Below are 16,194 nucleotides of genomic sequence, written 5' to 3'. Positions count from 1 at the left end.
GCGAAAAATAAATTTAATTTTTTTTAAACCTTTTCAAAAGTTTTCGCATCTTATTTAACAAGCTTACAGAATAACTAAAAACTGGAAATAAAATTGTCAGCACAAAGTTCAGTCATCGATGCCAAACAGGTATTCGCCGAAAAGCAAGAGCTCGAATGGATCTTGCAGGCGAAGCAGGGCGATAGACAGGCGTTTAATCACTTATACCAACTACATATTGGTCGTGTTTATGCACTATGTTATCGCATGCTATCAAGCGCCGACCAAGCAGAAGACGTCGCCCAAGAGGTGTTCGTACAAGTGTGGCTGAAAATGGACAATTTCCGTGGTGATGCAAAATTTTCTACCTGGTTGCATTCCGTGGCAACCAATACGGTATTAACTCATATTCGTAAGCAAAAAAATTGGCTGCAAAAAGTGTTTAGTATTGAAGAGCAGCCACAGGCGGAACAAGCGGGTAACGAAATTTCAGATCTTTCTGATATGGATAAAATGATTTTACGGTTACCAGAGAAAGCTCGATTAGTTTTTGTATTATTTGCGGTGGAAGGATATCGCCATGAGGAAATAGCGACCATGTTGAATATGGCGGTAGGCTCAAGCAAATCACATTATCATCGAGCGCGTAACTTACTTAAAGAGTGGTTGTAGTATGAATAAATCAATGACAGATGCCGAACTACAAAAGCAAATCGATAATTTGCAGTCAGAGATCAAACCTAGCCGCGATTTATGGCCAGGCATAGAGCATGCGTTAGAGCACCAACGCCAAACGGCTGAAAAGCCTAAAAGTATAAAGCCTTATGCGTTTGCTGCCTCATTAGCGTTAGCGATGTTATTAACGTGGAAGGTCGATTTTAATAAATCTGAGGTTGTTGCCAAGGTAAGTGCGATCGACACGCTAACTGAACAATATGATCAACATAAGCAAACCATGTTGGTGAGTTTTGGTAGACCGGATTTAACTGCGTTGCCTATTGATATGCAAAAGCAATTTGCTGACTTACAAGCAGCCAGAGAGTCCTTACTAACAGCATTAAAAGATGACCCAGAAAATGCCAACTTATTGAATTTGTTGCAGTGGACCCAACAACAAGAGTTGAATTTACTTGAACAAATTTATACGCCGAAATGGCAAACTATCTAATTTGGAAACGTTATGTCTGATTACAAAATAATTAACAAATCTATCTTCGCCATTTTCTCCTTAGTTATGGCAGCCACAGTGATGGCTGGCAGTGCGTTTGCCAAGGCAGTTGATCAACGTATTACAGTTAAAGATGCTGACAATGTCATTATCGAAAATATGCGCGGTAAAGTAACTATCGTCGGCACATCAAATCAAGAGGTTTGGGTAGTAGGTCGTTTAGACGAAAAGTCGACAGAATTTATCTTTGAACAACAGGGCAAAGATGTTGTTGTTAAAGTAAAAATGCCGAGCCACGTTGGTGGCAGTTTTTGGAATAGTGAAAGTGAAGAATCTAATTTACTGATTGAAATTCCGGGTGGATTGAATGTTGATTTTTCTGGTGTCTCTACCGATGTTGAAATTTCTAATGTAAACGCCGATGTAAATTTAAATAACGTCAGTGGAAAAGTATTAGCGAGCCAGTTAACCGGCGAAATTAACGTTCAAAGTGTTAGCGGAAATGTTAAAACTACAGCATTAAGTGGCAGTGTTACGCTATCTACAGTTAGTGGCAATATTATCGACAAAGGCTCTAAAGGCGACTTGCGTTATCATGCGGTGAGCGGTGACGTAAATGCAACGAGCGATGCTGAAAAAGTGAAAGCATCGGTTGTATCAGGTGACATGATCCTTGCTCTAGCTAAGGTTGTTGAACTAAGTATGAATACTGTTAGTGGTGATATCGACGGCGAATTAGATTTAAGCGACGATGGCATAGTAAAGTTTTCTACCGTAAGTGGTAATGTTAGCTTAGCTTTAAATGAATCATTAAATGCCGATATTACCATTCGCAGTGATGCTGGCGGCCGCTTGATTAATAAATTAAATGATACACCGGTTGATAAAGCCAAACATGGACCTTCTTCAAGACTAGATACCGTTGTAGGCTCAGGCGGCGGTGTGATTAAAGCATCAACAGTGAGTGGCCGCATTAAACTGTCTTATCAATAACATCGACAAATAAATCAGCATTATATTATCGAGTGACAAACTTTGTTGTCACTCGATTTTTTATATTAGTTAAGTCTTTGATAAACATATGCTCATAGTAAACTCATAGCCAATTGACCCTAATAAAAAAAATAACGTTAAAAATAATTTATTCTCATCTACCGAACTTTTACTTCTATATTTCCCTTAAATAGCTTAAATTATGCAGTTCAATAAAATCTCGTCTAGCTCGAGTAAATTTCTCAAATTATCACAGGAAAACGGCAGTAATGGCGCAAAACCAGGCTAAGGGCCAGTCTAAAAAACAGGCTAACAATCAGTTTAAAGATAAACAGGTTGAGCAACTTAAAATGACTCCACATTCTATGGAAGCTGAGCAATCGGTGATAGGTGGTTTACTGCTTGATAATAGTGCCTGGGATAACGTAGCCGAACGAGTTGTTGCTGCAGATTTTTATTCACGTGCGCACCGTATTATTTTTGAATGCGTTGCGGAATTAATTGAAAAAGGCAATCCGGTTGATTTAATCACTTTGTCAGAGGCGTTAGAAAGCCAACAACAAATTGATGATGTTGGTGGTTTTGTATATCTTGCTGAAATGATGCGAAATACGCCATCAGCTGCAAATATTTTGGCTTATTCCGATATTGTTCGTGAACGAGCGATTACTCGTGAGTTAATTAAAGTCGCCAATGACATCGCCGACGCAGGTTATGATCCGCAAGGTCGAGATAGTGCAGAATTACTTGATTTTGCCGAGTCGAAAGTATTCAAAATCGCAGAGCAGCGTGCCAATAAATCAGAAGGCCCTGAAAATATTCATTCTGTAATGGAAAAGACCGTTGATAGAATTGAAAAACTATATGGAACACCACACGATGGTGTAACTGGTGTATCGACCGGTTTTACCGATTTAGATAAAATGACTGCTGGTATGCAGCCGTCGGACTTAATCATCGTTGCTGCCCGTCCATCAATGGGTAAAACAACATTTGCGATGAACTTGGCAGAAAATGCCGCGATGATGCAGGACAAACCTGCCCTGATCTTTTCATTAGAGATGCCATCAGAACAGATCATGATGCGTATGTTGGCATCATTGGGTCGTATTGACCAAACCAAAATCCGTACTGGCCAATTAGGCGATGAGGATTGGGCTCGCCTATCTTCAACGATGGGCTTGTTGATGGAAAAAGGTAAAATGTTCGTCGATGACGCTGCAGGTCTAACACCAACAGAAGTTCGTTCTCGAGCTCGCCGTATTCATCGTGATAATGGCGGCCTATCAATGATCATGATTGATTATCTACAGCTTATGCGGGTGCCTCAATTTAGTGATAATCGTACCTTGGAAATTGCTGAAATTTCTCGTTCATTAAAGGCATTAGCAAAAGAATTAAATATTCCAGTTATAGCACTTTCTCAGTTAAACCGTGGCCTAGAGCAACGTGCTGATAAACGTCCTATCAACTCAGATTTGAGGGAGTCAGGTTCCATAGAGCAGGATGCTGATTTGATTATGTTTATCTATCGTGACGAAGTATATAACGAAGACTCTCCTGATAAAGGCACCGCAGAAATCATCCTCGGTAAACAACGTAATGGTCCGATAGGACGCGTTCGTTTAACCTTCCAAGGTCAATTTTCACGTTTTGATAATTTTGCCGGACCTGGCGGAATTATGGATGAAGATTAAGCTTTATTTTTGTCCCCGACCTCCTAACCAATGTAGCAGTTAAGATTGTCTTCCACTTTAACTGCTCATAAAATAGACGAATGTACTAATAACAGCTATAGTGTGCTTAGCTCAAAAGAATGTTAAGAGCAAAGGGATACTCACTAAGTGAGGTATATCTATACTTTTCAAAGGGTTAGTGTAATGGGAAATAACGTAGATAAAATCACTGTACTTTATTACGATCACAACGATATGACTTCAATATGCTCGGATGTGCTAACAGATCTGGATGTTGGCGAAGATGAACGAGTTGTTTTTCCATCTTCTTATCGAGATAACAAAATCATTGTCGCGGTTTTAGATGGTATTTGTAATGTACGAAATGCATTGGGTGACCGTTCTATATTTGCGAAAACAGCAAGATAAAGTAATGGCGGGCGTCTTTACTGGCAGCTTTGACAGTGGCCGTGTGCCTCTACTATTTGCTGGCTGATCTTAAATCCACTTGCATCTGCCATCGCTCGAATAGCTAAATCTAGGTTGTTCGACTGAATTTCCTCTACACTCCCACAATTATCACAAATAAGTAACTGTACTGGATGATTGCAATCACTGAAATGGTGGCATAACAGAAATGAGTTAATAGATTCAATTTTATGGACAAACCCTTGGGCAGCAAGAAAATCAAGTGCACGATAAACCGTGGCAGGTTTAGCTCCAGGGTCGATTACTTTAAGCTTTTCTAATAAATCATAAGCACCTATAGCACCTTCATTTTCTGCCATAAGCAAAAATATTTGTTCTCGAGCGGTAGTTAAACGCGCTCCACTTTGTTGACAGCGCTTGCGGGCTTGTTCAAGTAATTGTGTTGAGTCCATCTGAGTTATCGTAAGTTTGTAAAAATGCTAAGTAATGCCGACAGTGTATCACAGTGTTTATTAAGTAACAGCCTCACTCATATTGTGAGTTAAATTTCTATAACACTTAAGAGTACCGTAACATTTGCTTGCAGTAGCGAAGTGAATTAGTGATATAATAATTCACTTAACGTCTTTTCATAATCATCTTGTTTAAGGTTTTTAGCATTGAATTCTGCACCATTTATTGAAAAACTCTCAGTCGCTCCAATGCTTGATTGGACTGATCGCCATTGTCGTTTTTTCTTAAGACAGCTTTCGAGTCACACCGTGATGTATACCGAAATGGTTACGACCGGTGCTATCTTATTTGGTAAGGGGGATTACCTGTCTTATAACCAAGAGGAACATCCATTGGTGTTGCAATTAGGTGGCAGTGATCCAAAGGCATTAACTGAATGTGCGCAAAAAGCAGAGCAGCTAGGTTATGATGCGATAAACATTAACGTTGGTTGTCCTTCCGACAGAGTTCAAAATGGTCGTTTTGGTGCCTGTTTGATGGCAGAGCCTGATCTAGTCGCTGAATGTGTTCAATCAATGCAATCAGCAGTGTCTGTGCCTATCACTGTTAAGTCTCGAATTGGTATTGACGACCAAGACAGTTATGAATTTTTACATACATTTATCGACAAAGTTTCTTCAGCAGGTTGTGAACACTTTATCGTTCATGCTCGAAAAGCTTGGTTAAGCGGCTTAAGCCCAAAACAAAACCGTGAAATACCGCCGTTAGATTATTCCCGTGTGTACCAGATAAAGAAAGACTTTTCTAATTTACAGATTTCAATAAATGGCGGCATTAAGACATTACAAGAGTCCGTTGACCATCTACAGCATATTGATGGTGTAATGATTGGACGCGAAGTTTATCAAAACCCTTATCTGTTGAGTGAAGCCGATCAACTTGTCTATGGCGCCGTTAAAGCTCAAATTACTCGCGAACAAGTTATCGAAATTATGTGTGACTACATTGATCGAAACGTTGCAAACGGTGGGCGAGTTTGGCATGTAGTGAGGCATATGCTCGGCCTTTGTAATGGTTTGCCCGGCGCAAGACGCTACCGCCGCTATCTAAGTGAAAATGCTGGCCGCGAAGGGGCTGATTCGAGTGTGTTGCGTGAAGCGTTTGCGCTGACCGGCCAACTCGATTTTTAATTCTTATTAAAATCTCACTACCTAGTATCAATTTCAAGTTTCACTCATATCACACGACTTCCTAGCTAATTCCTCATATGGAGAAAATAGGTTCCATATGGGGTGTTAAAAAACTTTTAAAAAATAATTAACAAAAAATTAAACCTTTTTGTAATTAGCTGCGACTAATAGGTATATTCACAAGATCTTGATTGAGGTTTTTTATGGTTTTTTTAATTCAAATGTTTTGGTTATTGCTGCTACCGGGAGCTTGTTTATTAACAGGTTCGCTATTAGTTAGTCTAATGGAGACTATTAATGGTAACTCTTTATAGCCATTGCTCAGCATTATAATTCTTGCACTAACCCATAGAACAACCTTGAATGATAGCCTTAACACTTTGATGTTAAGGCTTTTTTATTTCTCCTATCTCGACCTATAGCAATTTTAACTAGTTTTAAGCAGCTTCTATTTATCCTTTCTTAGATACTTTTTGTGTGTTTTTGTTCGTCTAGAATTGTTTGGTCAAAATAACTAAATAGTTGGTGTATTTGACTATATTGTTTTTGTTGAATAGTGGTTTTTCTGAAACTGTTAAATTTATTAATAGTGCTGTAAGCCAATTAAAATAAAGGGTTAACAAGTTTTTTACATAGTTGGCACGGCACTTGTATTCATATCGGCAAGTTAACAAATTTATTATAAACAGATTACACCTAAACAAAATAGGCGAGGAAAACAAAATGAACACAGTAACTAATTCGGTAACTAAAAATGTAACTAAGAAAGTAGGTATTTTAGCAACATTATTAACAGTAAGTGCAATGGCAATGACTTCAGCTAAAGCTGAGCAACTAGTATCTCTAGAAACCGCTGTTGGCATGATGGTGAAACAACAAGCGTCTGCTGTGTTTAACCAAATTCAACAAGACATCAGTTATAGCATTGAAGAAGGCTTAGGTAATTTTAATATCAACTCAAGCTTTAAATCAGACAAGGGTATGCCAAAAGTTCAAATTCGTGAGATTGCACAAGTGGCTCATAACAAAGATCTAAAGCAAGTAGAAGTAGACCAATACTAATTAAACCATAATAAGGAGATAACTCATGGGAATGTTTTCAAGATTAACAGATATCATCAATGCCAATATCAATAGCTTATTAGAAAAGGCAGAGAATCCAGAAAAACTATTACGTTTGATCGTGCAAGAAATGGAAGAGACTCTAGTTGAAGTTAGAGCACAAGCAGCCAAAAGCATCGCAGAGAAAAAAACGTTTTCACGTCAACAACGTAATGTAGACAATCAACTTAATAGTTGGCAGCAAAAGGCAGAATTAGCGCTTGCTAAAGGCCGTGAAGATTTGGCTCGCAGCGCCCTTGTTGAAAAACAAAAGTACGTTCAACAACAACAAGAACTAGCTGAACAGGTTGCCATAATCGATGAAGGTTTAAATTCGATCCAAGAAGACTGTCAGCGTTTACAAGACAAACTGGCTGAAGCTAAGCAACGTCAAAAAACGTTTACCATGCGTCAACAATCTGCAGTAGTTCGTTTAAAAGCAAAGCAGCAACTTGATAGCGGTAATATCGATAACGCGATCGAAAAGTTTGAACGTTACCAGCAAAAAGTAGACGACTTAGAAGCTCAAGTTGAAGCATTTGATTTAACCCAAAAAAGTAGCTTAGAAAGTCAGTTCGCTGAATTAGAAAATGACGATTTAATAAACGAGCAATTAGCTCAATTAAAGAAAAAAGTAGTGAACGGCTAAGCCGTTCATGTTTAAACAGGTAGGATGTTATGTTTCCGTTTTCAATTATTTTTACACTTTGGTTAGTTCCAGTATTAACATTTTTTGTTGGTGCAGGGGTATTTGGTTTAGCAAGACGTTTACAGGCTTAAAAATTAAGTTGTGATATCACAACAAATAAAACAGCCCTGCAAAGCTAACAAAGGCAGCCAAGACTGAGAAAGTAAATTAGATTTAATTGCAATTGTTTAACTAAGAAATTTGGAGAAGATTATGACTAGCAGAAAATACGGCGTGGACCACGGGTTACGTAAAGATTTAGTCCACAAGAAAATAAGCGGTGTTTGTGCAGGTATTGCGCGTCACTTTGATTTACCAACATTTGGTGTAAGAGCTGCAACAGTAGTACTAGGTTTTATGATGCCAGTTGCAACCGTAGTCGCATATTTTGTAGCGGCGCTTTTAATGCCAAACAGATACTAATAAAGAGTTCGAAATGACTTTTTTCAAATCTTTATTATTGGCAATTATGGCGACGATACTGATGACCTATATACTAGGTATTAGCGTTATCGATTGGTTCAATATCGATATTTATATCGATCAAGATAAAATAGAACCAATCCAAGCTATTAGCATGTCAGCATTGGCTGCAGTAGTAATGGTGTTAGTCGCGTTGGCGATTATACTAAGTATATTCGGAGCGTTAATTTTTACCGTGATGGCGTTAGTAGCAACGTTTGTTGTGTTCGGCCTATCTGTTTTTTGGCCGGTACTGATTGTCGCATTGTTAATCTACGCTTGTACTCGAGACAAACCTCAAAGCCAGTATAATTAGGATAAAGTCTGATTTATTGGCTTTATTTCCATTTATTTCAAAATAAACCCAAAATTTCATTGTTCAATGTTAATAAATAAGGGATTATTCAAATAGTTAGTGTTAAATGGAATATCTTGATGAATATTAGACAAACTTTATCTATCCTTTCTTTATTATCAATTACTTTTAATGTTTTTGCCGCAGATATCGAAGTGAGCGAACAATATGTTCGTGAAACGATCCCTGGTACTAAAATTAGTTCTGCTTATATGTTGATCACCAATAACTCAGATAAAGAACTAATACTAACGGCTGCTAAGTCTAATGTCAGTTCTCGAATTGAGTTACACCAACATATAATGACAGAAGATATGATGAAAATGCAGCAAGTTGATTCTATTATTATAAAAGCAAATGACAATGTGAAATTACAGCCCCATGGCTATCATATAATGATTTTTGATATTGATAAGCCGCTCGTTGCTGATACTGAAATTACCATGGCGTTGGAGTTTGAAAATCACCCGCCAATTAAAATTTTAATGCCGGTGAAAGGCATTAAAAAGAAACGTCATCATCACTAAGGATTAGATCATGAAATTTAATTTTTCATTTAAATCAGTTACAACCATATCGCTGGTTGTGGTTTTTCTATTTTATTTATTGGGTGTGTTTTGGAGTTTTGAACCAGACATGTTTGATGTTCGTGAACAAGCTATTGCAGACGCCAAGGCAGAAGGTGTTAAGCCAGTTGTTGGCTATACCACAACAACGACATTAATCAGAGTTGCTGAAAAACTACAGGACAAACCAGGTGGTTACCTTTCTAATGATATAATGCCGCCATCATTATTTTTAGACAATATTCCTGCATGGGAATTCGGTGTTTTAGAAATGGTTCGAGATATGTCGTTGGCAATGCGTCAATCGTTTAGTCGTTCGCAGTCTCAATCATTAGAAAATAAACATTTAAAAGAAGCACAACCTAAGTTTAATATTGATGCATACAACTGGGCTATCCCAAGTGCTGAAGGTGAGTATTCGTCAGCAATTGAAGATTTATATAAGTATCGTAATAATTTAGCTGATCCTTTGATTCAAGATGCTCAGTTTTATGCTCGAACTGATAATTTAAGAGATTGGTTAAGAGAAATCGAAAAGCGTCTTGGTAGTTACTCTCAACGTTTAAGTTCTAGCGTAGGTAGAAACCAATTAAACACTGATTTAGCTGGCGAAAGAAATGCTCAACAGTCAACCATGTCTGCTTCAGCAGTTATTGTGAAAACAAGTTGGTGGAAAATAGATGATGTATTTTATGAGTCGCGTGGTGCATGTTGGGCATTACTTCACATGTTACAAGCGATAGAAGTAGATTTTGCTGATGTTTTAGAAACTAAAAATGCATCAGTAAGTGTAAGTCAAATCATTAGAGAACTTGAAGCGACACAAGAGCCGGTTTGGAGTCCAATGATTTTAAATGGCAGTGGTTTTGGTATTGGTGCAAATCATTCATTGGTAATGGCTAACTATATATCAAGAGCAAACGCCGCATTAATTGATTTAAGAGAATTATTAAGTCAAGGTTAATTCCAATAATAAAAACAGGGTAATAAAATATGAATAAAACAGCTGCGTTAATTAGTTCGTTAATGTTGTTAACAAGTACTTCAGCTGCTGCCGACACACTTTTTGGTGTTTACGTTGGTGCTCAAGGTTGGGATATGGCCGCTTCTGGTAGCCATGGTGAAACAAAAGACTTTCAGGATAATCAGTATTCATTTGAAGATGAAACGCTCGGGCGTTTTTATATTGAATTAGAGCACCCGGTTCCTTTTATTCCTAATTTGAAAGTAGCTCATTCAGAACTTACAACTAGCGGTATGTTGATTGATAACGCGAGTATCAGTATCGATAGTGAAGTTGACCTAACGCACACGGACTTTACGCTTTATTATGAAGTGTTTGATAACGGCCTTTTTTCATTTGATTTTGGTATAACAGGTAAACAATTAGACGGTGAAATCTCCGATGACTTTGATATCGATGAAGTAGATGAAATTATTCCATTATTGTACTTATCAACTGAAATCGGATTACCTCTTACAGGTCTGAGTTTGGTCGCCGAAGGAAACTTCTTAAGCATTGACGACAATACGTTATTAGATTATCAAGCGGGTGTTGCTTGGAAAGTTATTGATAATATGATCGTTGATGTTAGTTTGATGGCCGGATATCGAGTATTAGAAGTTGAATTAGATGATGTTGATGATGTTTATGCAGATCTAGAATTTGACGGTGCATACGCAGGTATTGAAGTTCATTTCTAAAAAATTCATATTCGAATTGATAAGATACAAAAACGGGAAGCATTTGCTTCCCGTTTTATTTTCTAACTCTGACTATGCTAGTGAGTCTTGCAGCGGTGGCACGACTTGTTTTTTACGACTAAGCACGCCATCCAACCATACTTTTCCGTCAGTCGTTGCTTTACCGTAAGCGTTCAAGGTTAAGTCATTATCATCACTTACCACTAATACTTCTGAGCCTTCTTTCATAATGTCTGTTAATAACAACATAACACTATGACGTTCACCTTCTGCTTTTAACGTGGCAATATCTGCTTGTAAGTCGTCTTTCATTGCATCGAAAATCGATAAATCTAGAACTTCCAACTGACCGATGCCAACCTTTTTACCGCCCATATTGAAGTCTTTAAAATCACGTAATACTAAATCCCTAATTGGTGTACCTAGCACTGCAGATTTCACTGTAAACATTTCCATACCGAATGCTTTGTAATCTTCAATTCCTGCAATGTCAGCTAATGCTTCTACACATTTGATATCTGCAGTCGTACAAGTTGGTGATTTAAAGATAACGGTATCGCTTAGAATAGCGCCCATCATTAAACCTGCAATCTCTTTAGGGATTGCAACATTGTGAAAATCATACATCATTTTAATGATGGTATTAGTACAGCCTACAGGACGAACCCAAATTTCTAGAGGTGTTGATGTAGTAATGTCACCTAACTTGTGATGGTCGATAATGCCTAATATTGTTGCTTCATCTATATCGTCTGGCCCCTGAACTTTATCAGAATGGTCTACAATATAAATCTCTTCACCTGCATAACTTGTTTTTAGCTCTGGCTGTTCAAAGCCAAATCTTTCTAACAAAAATAAAGTTTCTGGTGAAAGTTCACCTAAACGTGCAGGAACCGTTGGTTCGCCGATAGATGTTTTTAAATATGATAAAGCAATGGCAGACGCAATTGAGTCTGAATCAGGGATTTTGTGTCCCACAACGTAAGCTGGCATATAAGTAGTCTCCTTTAATTGCCCGCTATTCTAGCAAAATATTGTGAAAATGGGATATTTAATAAAAAATAATTTGTAGATTAAAACAACAAATTAAAACGCTTGTTTAAATAATGGTTGCTTTGCTATTTCAGACAAGGCAAACTTTGGCAACAAAATTAAAAAATATTGAACATTAATTTATTATGTTTGGTAATCAATAATCTAGCTATAAGAAGGAGTTAAGGTATGATCTATCAAGGCAATAGCCTGTCAGTTCAGTTACTTGACGATGGTATCGTTGAATTGTGTTTTGATGCAAAAGGTTCTGTAAATGCGTTAAATATTGCAACCTTACAAGAATATAAAAATGCGATAATTGCTATCAATGAATGTTCAGAAGCAAAGGGCGTAATCGTCACCTCTTCTAAATCAACATTTATTGTTGGCGCCGACATTACCGAATTCACTGAATTATTTAAAACCCCAGATGAAGAAATTGCTGGCGTATTTAAATCAAGTAGCGATATTTTTGATTTATTTGAAGATATAAACATCCCTACCGTTGCAGCGATTAATGGTTTCGCTTTAGGTGGCGGTTGTGAAGTTACCCTAGTTTGTGATTACAGAGTTGCTGATACTACTGCGAGCATTGGTTTACCAGAAGTTAAGCTAGGATTAATGCCTGGGTTTGGTGGAACAGTTCGCTTACCTCGTGTCATTGGTGTTGATAACGCTCTTGAATGGATGACTACGGGCAAAGCGTATAAAGCACAACAAGCACTCGACTTTGGTGCCATTGATGCCGTTGTTGCGCCAGAAAACTTAAAAGCTTCTGCTATTAGTATGGTTAAAGATGCAATCGCTGGTAATTTAGATTGGCAAGCTCGTAAACAAGAAAAACTATCTCCTGTATTATTATCGCCGATAGAACATGCAATGAGCTTTAATACCGCTAAAGGTATGGTGTTTGCAAAAGCTGGTAAACATTACCCAGCACCGATGGTGACAGTTAACTTATTAGAGAAAGCAGTAAAACTAGATCGTACCGGCGCGATGCTGCTAGAAAACGAAGCCTTTGGAAAGTTGGCTAAAACCGATGCATGTGCTGCACAGGTTGGTTTGTTTTTATCTGATCAAGTGGTTAAAGGTAAAGCCAAAAAGGCATCTAAAGTTGCTACCAAGAAAGTTGAACGTGCGGCTGTTTTAGGCGCAGGTATTATGGGCGGCGGTATCGCTTATCAATCGGCTTATAAAGGCACACCGATTGTTATGAAAGATATTAATAACAAAGCGTTAGATCTTGGATTATCGACAGCTGCAGGTATTTTAACAAAATTAGTTGATAAGGGGCGCATGGCACCCAAGAAAATGGCGCAAGTCCTTAATAGTATTACACCAACATTAACTTACGACAGCATGACTGACGTTGATATCGTGGTTGAAGCGGTAGTAGAAAATCCAAAAGTTAAAGCTGCGGTATTAAAGGAAGTTGAAGCAAGCGTTGCTGATGATGCGATTATTACCTCGAATACGTCTACAATTTCGATTGACTTATTAGCACAAAGCATCGACAAGCCGGAACGCTTTTGTGGTATGCATTTCTTCAATCCAGTTAACAAGATGCCATTAGTTGAAATTATTCGTGGCAAAGAGACTTCTGAGGAAGCCGTTGCAGCAGTTGTTGCATATGCAACGAAAATGGGCAAGTCAGCTATTGTTGTAAACGATTGCCCTGGTTTTTATATTAACCGAGTTCTATTCCCTTACTTTGCTGGGTTTGGGCAGCTATTAGTTGAAGGTGCAGACTTTACCGCCATTGATAAGGTAATGGAGAAGCAATTCGGCTGGCCAATGGGACCTGCTTATTTACTTGATGTTGTTGGCATTGATACTGCTGACCATTGTACAGATGTAATGGCTGCAGGATTTCCAACTCGAATGGCTAAAAGTGATAAAGATCCAGTGCAAGCGCTTTATAAAGATAATCGTTTTGGTCAGAAAAATGGTGTTGGCTTTTATGAGCATTCTAAAGACAAACGCGGTCGTCCACAAAAAGTGGCAAGTGAATCAAGTATTGCATTAATGTCGAGTATTTGTGCTGAACCTGCGCAATTTGAAGCGGACGAAATTATTGCAAGATTAATGATCCCTATGATCAATGAGACAATTCGCTGTTTAGAAGAAGGGGTTGTCGACACTGCTGCTGAAGCAGATATGGGACTAATATATGGTCTTGGTTTCCCTCCATTTAGAGGCGGACCAATTCGATACCTTGAAACTGTAGGTTTACAGTCTTTCATTGACACTGCCGATAAATATGCCCATTTAGGCGAAATATACCAAGTTACTGACGGTCTTCGCGAGATGGCGAAAACTGGCAAATCGTATTTCACTTCTGATGTTAAAACAGCTAAGTAGAGCGGAGTAAGTTATGAACGAAGTAGTTATTATTGATTGTATCCGCTCGCCAATGGGGCGTTCAAAAGCGGGTGTTTTTCGCAATGTTCGAGCGGAACAATTATCAGCAGATTTGATGAAGCAAATCTTGCTACGTAATCCTAAATTAGATCCTAATGACATTGAAGATGTTATCTGGGGTTGTGTAAAACAAACTAAAGAGCAGGGGTTTAATATTGCTCGCAACGCAGCACTACTTGCTGGCATACCTAAGTCAGTGGCTGGTGTTACAGTTAATCGCTTATGTGGTTCATCTATGCAAGCTTTACACGATGCATCTACGTCAATTATGGCAGGTCAAGGAGATGTATTTTTAATTGGTGGCGTTGAGCATATGGGTCACGTACCAATGATGTACGATGTAGACTTTGCTCCAGCGATGGCTAAGTATATGGCTAAAGCTGGTGGCAATATGGGCTTAACAGCAGAGTTACTTGGTAGACAGCATGGCATATCCCGAGAGTTGCAAGATGAGTTTGGTGCACGTTCCCATCAACGAGCTTTTGCTGCTCAACAAAAAGGTCGTTGGGATAATGAGATTGTTGGAATCAATGGTCATGATGCTACAGGAACATTGAAGCTTATTACTCAAGATGAAGTGATTCGTCCAGAATGTACCGTTGAAAGTTTATCTGGTTTGCGTCCGGTATTTGATCCTGTTAACGGCACTGTTACTGCTGGTACTTCATCTGCGTTATCGGATGGTGCAAGTGCGATGCTTGTCATGTCTGCGAAAAAAGCCAAAGAATTAGGCTTAACTCCAAGAATGAAGATCCGCAGTATGGGCGTTGCTGGCTGTGATCCTGCGACTATGGGTTACGGGCCAGTTCCGGCAACCAACAAAGCACTAAAACGTGCAGGCCTTAGTGTTGCAGATATAGATGTTGCTGAATTTAACGAAGCATTTGCAGCACAAGCGCTATCGTGTATGAAAGCTCTTGATATGTTAGATGTAATGGATGATAAAGTTAACCTTAATGGTGGAGCAATAGCACTGGGTCATCCGCTGGGCTGTTCTGGTGCTCGTATATCTACCACCTTGGTTAACCTAATGGAGGCAAAAGATGCAAATATTGGACTGGCGACTATGTGTATCGGTTTAGGGCAGGGTATCGCCACTGTATTTGAACGAGTTTAAAATCACAGAATTAAAAAAGGGAAGCATTAGCTTCCCTTTTTGATTTATTAACTTGTATTGTTAAGCTACAACGAACATATAATACGATAGAATAGTTTTACAATTTAACTTGGAAATATCTCTTCTACCGCTTCCTTTTCTACACCTGCATTTATAGCCGCATCGATTATAGTGCTATTACTTAATCCTGCTTTAGTTGCAGATTCTACAATTTCTTTTAAGTTTTTATCAGTACTATTTTTAAGTGATAAATTCAAAATATTCTCGCCATTATCGGGAAAATTCGTGTATGCGTTATTAGTCAATGATGTTACTGAATCAGGTAATTGCTCAAAAGCAATATTTAATAATTCGTCGAAATCATCTGGATATCGATGAATAACTGAGTTTACAACACTTGGTGCCATTACCGGTTTAGCATTAAGTGCAGTTATATATACTTGATTACGATCGTTTGGGTGGAGTTCACTTGCCATCAAAACAATGTCATCAGCATAAGCGGGTTCAAAGTTTATTGCGACTTTAATGATCTCATCGCAGTGTGCAACTTCTTGTTCCATACTAATTTCAATTACTTTATGTGCATGAGAAGGAGCTGCACTAAGAGAACCGCGGATCACTTGTTTATATTTATCTGGGTATTTTTTAAATGCTAATGTAATGATGCTCTCTTGTAATTCTGGATAACTCTTTAATAAGCTACTCACACTTCGTTCAACTGAAATTTGTTGTTCGTTATGTTTGTTGAACATCTTATTTAGAACTTGCTCTTGATTAGTAGCAGCAGTTGTAAGGCTACTTATACTAATACTGACGATACAGACTAAAATCTTTAGTACTTTCATTATTATCCTAAGAGA

The 16,194-nt window shown here is 38.3% G+C and carries 18 protein-coding genes; 15 read left to right on the top strand and 3 right to left on the bottom strand.

Features of this window, described 5'->3' with window-relative positions; translation table 11 throughout:
- The first annotated feature begins 93 nt into the window (after positions 1–93).
- The 5 genes from LT090_RS14400 to LT090_RS14380 all read left to right on the top strand — a co-directional run bounded on the left by LT090_RS14400 (position 94) and on the right by LT090_RS14380 (position 4,245).
- Positions 94–651, top strand: coding sequence for an RNA polymerase sigma factor (locus tag LT090_RS14400; RefSeq protein WP_082896991.1), 558 nt, complete (start codon positions 94–96; stop codon positions 649–651).
- Between the two features lies 1 nt (position 652).
- Positions 653–1,147 carry a hypothetical protein gene (locus tag LT090_RS14395; protein ID WP_068544260.1) on the top strand — a complete coding sequence of 165 codons (495 nt, stop codon included), beginning with the start codon at positions 653–655 and terminating at the stop codon, positions 1,145–1,147.
- 12 nt (positions 1,148–1,159) lie between these two features.
- Positions 1,160–2,140 (top strand): DUF4097 family beta strand repeat-containing protein, encoded by a 981-nt coding sequence (locus LT090_RS14390; protein WP_068544259.1) that lies wholly within the window; start codon positions 1,160–1,162, stop codon positions 2,138–2,140.
- A 269-nt stretch (positions 2,141–2,409) separates the two neighbouring features.
- Positions 2,410–3,837 (top strand): replicative DNA helicase, encoded by a 1,428-nt coding sequence (gene dnaB / locus LT090_RS14385; protein WP_068544258.1) that lies wholly within the window; start codon positions 2,410–2,412, stop codon positions 3,835–3,837.
- A 183-nt stretch (positions 3,838–4,020) separates the two neighbouring features.
- Positions 4,021–4,245, top strand: a complete 225-nt coding sequence (locus LT090_RS14380) for a DUF2375 family protein (protein WP_068544257.1) — start codon at positions 4,021–4,023, stop codon at positions 4,243–4,245.
- Between the two features lie 17 nt (positions 4,246–4,262).
- Here the strand turns inward: LT090_RS14380 and zur are convergent, their stop codons facing one another.
- Positions 4,263–4,697 (bottom strand): zinc uptake transcriptional repressor Zur, encoded by a 435-nt coding sequence (zur, locus tag LT090_RS14375; RefSeq protein ID WP_068544256.1) that lies wholly within the window; start codon positions 4,695–4,697, stop codon positions 4,263–4,265.
- Positions 4,698–4,904: 207 nt separating this feature from the next.
- On the opposite strand from zur, the gene dusA reads away from it, so the two are divergent.
- The 8 genes from dusA to LT090_RS14335 all read left to right on the top strand — a co-directional run bounded on the left by dusA (position 4,905) and on the right by LT090_RS14335 (position 10,764).
- Entirely contained in the window at positions 4,905–5,888 is a 984-nt protein-coding gene (gene dusA, locus LT090_RS14370; protein WP_082896990.1) for a tRNA dihydrouridine(20/20a) synthase DusA, read from the top strand.
- Between the two features lie 723 nt (positions 5,889–6,611).
- Positions 6,612–6,950: a hypothetical protein gene (locus LT090_RS14365; RefSeq protein WP_068544255.1), complete on the top strand. Its 339-nt coding sequence runs from the start codon at positions 6,612–6,614 to the stop codon at positions 6,948–6,950.
- A 25-nt stretch (positions 6,951–6,975) separates the two neighbouring features.
- Positions 6,976–7,638 (top strand): phage shock protein PspA, encoded by a 663-nt coding sequence (gene pspA / locus LT090_RS14360; RefSeq protein ID WP_068544254.1) that lies wholly within the window; start codon positions 6,976–6,978, stop codon positions 7,636–7,638.
- Positions 7,639–7,890: 252 nt separating this feature from the next.
- Positions 7,891–8,100, top strand: a complete 210-nt coding sequence (locus LT090_RS14355; protein WP_068544253.1) for a PspC domain-containing protein — start codon at positions 7,891–7,893, stop codon at positions 8,098–8,100.
- A gap of 13 nt (positions 8,101–8,113) precedes the next feature.
- Positions 8,114–8,455, top strand: a complete 342-nt coding sequence (locus LT090_RS14350) for a hypothetical protein (RefSeq protein WP_068544252.1) — start codon at positions 8,114–8,116, stop codon at positions 8,453–8,455.
- A gap of 119 nt (positions 8,456–8,574) precedes the next feature.
- Positions 8,575–9,021 carry a copper chaperone PCu(A)C gene (locus LT090_RS14345; RefSeq protein ID WP_068544251.1) on the top strand — a complete coding sequence of 149 codons (447 nt, stop codon included), beginning with the start codon at positions 8,575–8,577 and terminating at the stop codon, positions 9,019–9,021.
- Between the two features lie 10 nt (positions 9,022–9,031).
- Entirely contained in the window at positions 9,032–10,024 is a 993-nt protein-coding gene (locus tag LT090_RS14340; protein WP_068544250.1) for a DUF2333 family protein, read from the top strand.
- 29 nt (positions 10,025–10,053) lie between these two features.
- On the top strand, positions 10,054–10,764 hold the full coding sequence (locus tag LT090_RS14335) for a TIGR04219 family outer membrane beta-barrel protein (protein WP_068544249.1): 711 nt from the start codon (positions 10,054–10,056) through the stop codon (positions 10,762–10,764).
- A gap of 72 nt (positions 10,765–10,836) precedes the next feature.
- On the opposite strand, the gene LT090_RS14330 is transcribed toward LT090_RS14335, so the two are convergent.
- Positions 10,837–11,757, bottom strand: coding sequence for a manganese-dependent inorganic pyrophosphatase (locus LT090_RS14330; RefSeq protein ID WP_068544248.1), 921 nt, complete (start codon positions 11,755–11,757; stop codon positions 10,837–10,839).
- Positions 11,758–11,985: 228 nt separating this feature from the next.
- On the opposite strand from LT090_RS14330, the gene fadB reads away from it, so the two are divergent.
- On the top strand, positions 11,986–14,157 hold the full coding sequence (gene fadB, locus LT090_RS14325; RefSeq protein WP_068544247.1) for a fatty acid oxidation complex subunit alpha FadB: 2,172 nt from the start codon (positions 11,986–11,988) through the stop codon (positions 14,155–14,157).
- A 13-nt stretch (positions 14,158–14,170) separates the two neighbouring features.
- Positions 14,171–15,334, top strand: coding sequence for an acetyl-CoA C-acyltransferase FadA (gene fadA / locus LT090_RS14320; protein WP_068544246.1), 1,164 nt, complete (start codon positions 14,171–14,173; stop codon positions 15,332–15,334).
- A gap of 104 nt (positions 15,335–15,438) precedes the next feature.
- Here fadA and LT090_RS14315 read toward each other — a convergent pair whose 3' ends face one another.
- Entirely contained in the window at positions 15,439–16,179 is a 741-nt protein-coding gene (locus tag LT090_RS14315; RefSeq protein WP_068544245.1) for a hypothetical protein, read from the bottom strand.
- Positions 16,180–16,194 lie beyond the last annotated feature (15 nt).

Source organism: Thalassotalea crassostreae (assembly GCF_001831495.1).
GTDB lineage: Bacteria > Pseudomonadota > Gammaproteobacteria > Enterobacterales > Alteromonadaceae > Thalassotalea_A > Thalassotalea_A crassostreae.
The sequence above is the reverse complement of the archived record's forward strand: the minus strand, read 5'-3'. Positions and strand labels throughout refer to the sequence as shown.

Excerpts from the sequence above, each read along its gene's own strand:
- LT090_RS14335 (WP_068544249.1), top strand. The coding sequence starts at position 10,054 with ATGAATAAAACAGCTGCGTTAATTAGTTCGTTAATGTTGTTAACAAGT.
- LT090_RS14345 (WP_068544251.1), top strand. The coding sequence starts at position 8,575 with ATGAATATTAGACAAACTTTATCTATCCTTTCTTTATTATCAATTACT.
- LT090_RS14395 (WP_068544260.1), top strand. The coding sequence starts at position 653 with ATGAATAAATCAATGACAGATGCCGAACTACAAAAGCAAATCGATAAT.
- LT090_RS14330 (WP_068544248.1), bottom strand. The coding sequence starts at position 11,757 with ATGCCAGCTTACGTTGTGGGACACAAAATCCCTGATTCAGACTCAATT.
- pspA (WP_068544254.1), top strand. The coding sequence starts at position 6,976 with ATGGGAATGTTTTCAAGATTAACAGATATCATCAATGCCAATATCAAT.
- dnaB (WP_068544258.1), top strand. The coding sequence starts at position 2,410 with ATGGCGCAAAACCAGGCTAAGGGCCAGTCTAAAAAACAGGCTAACAAT.
- LT090_RS14380 (WP_068544257.1), top strand. The coding sequence starts at position 4,021 with ATGGGAAATAACGTAGATAAAATCACTGTACTTTATTACGATCACAAC.
- LT090_RS14350 (WP_068544252.1), top strand. The coding sequence starts at position 8,114 with ATGACTTTTTTCAAATCTTTATTATTGGCAATTATGGCGACGATACTG.
- LT090_RS14355 (WP_068544253.1), top strand. The coding sequence starts at position 7,891 with ATGACTAGCAGAAAATACGGCGTGGACCACGGGTTACGTAAAGATTTA.
- fadB (WP_068544247.1), top strand. The coding sequence starts at position 11,986 with ATGATCTATCAAGGCAATAGCCTGTCAGTTCAGTTACTTGACGATGGT.
- zur (WP_068544256.1), bottom strand. The coding sequence starts at position 4,697 with ATGGACTCAACACAATTACTTGAACAAGCCCGCAAGCGCTGTCAACAA.
- LT090_RS14390 (WP_068544259.1), top strand. The coding sequence starts at position 1,160 with ATGTCTGATTACAAAATAATTAACAAATCTATCTTCGCCATTTTCTCC.
- LT090_RS14365 (WP_068544255.1), top strand. The coding sequence starts at position 6,612 with ATGAACACAGTAACTAATTCGGTAACTAAAAATGTAACTAAGAAAGTA.
- LT090_RS14340 (WP_068544250.1), top strand. The coding sequence starts at position 9,032 with ATGAAATTTAATTTTTCATTTAAATCAGTTACAACCATATCGCTGGTT.
- LT090_RS14315 (WP_068544245.1), bottom strand. The coding sequence starts at position 16,179 with ATGAAAGTACTAAAGATTTTAGTCTGTATCGTCAGTATTAGTATAAGT.
- fadA (WP_068544246.1), top strand. The coding sequence starts at position 14,171 with ATGAACGAAGTAGTTATTATTGATTGTATCCGCTCGCCAATGGGGCGT.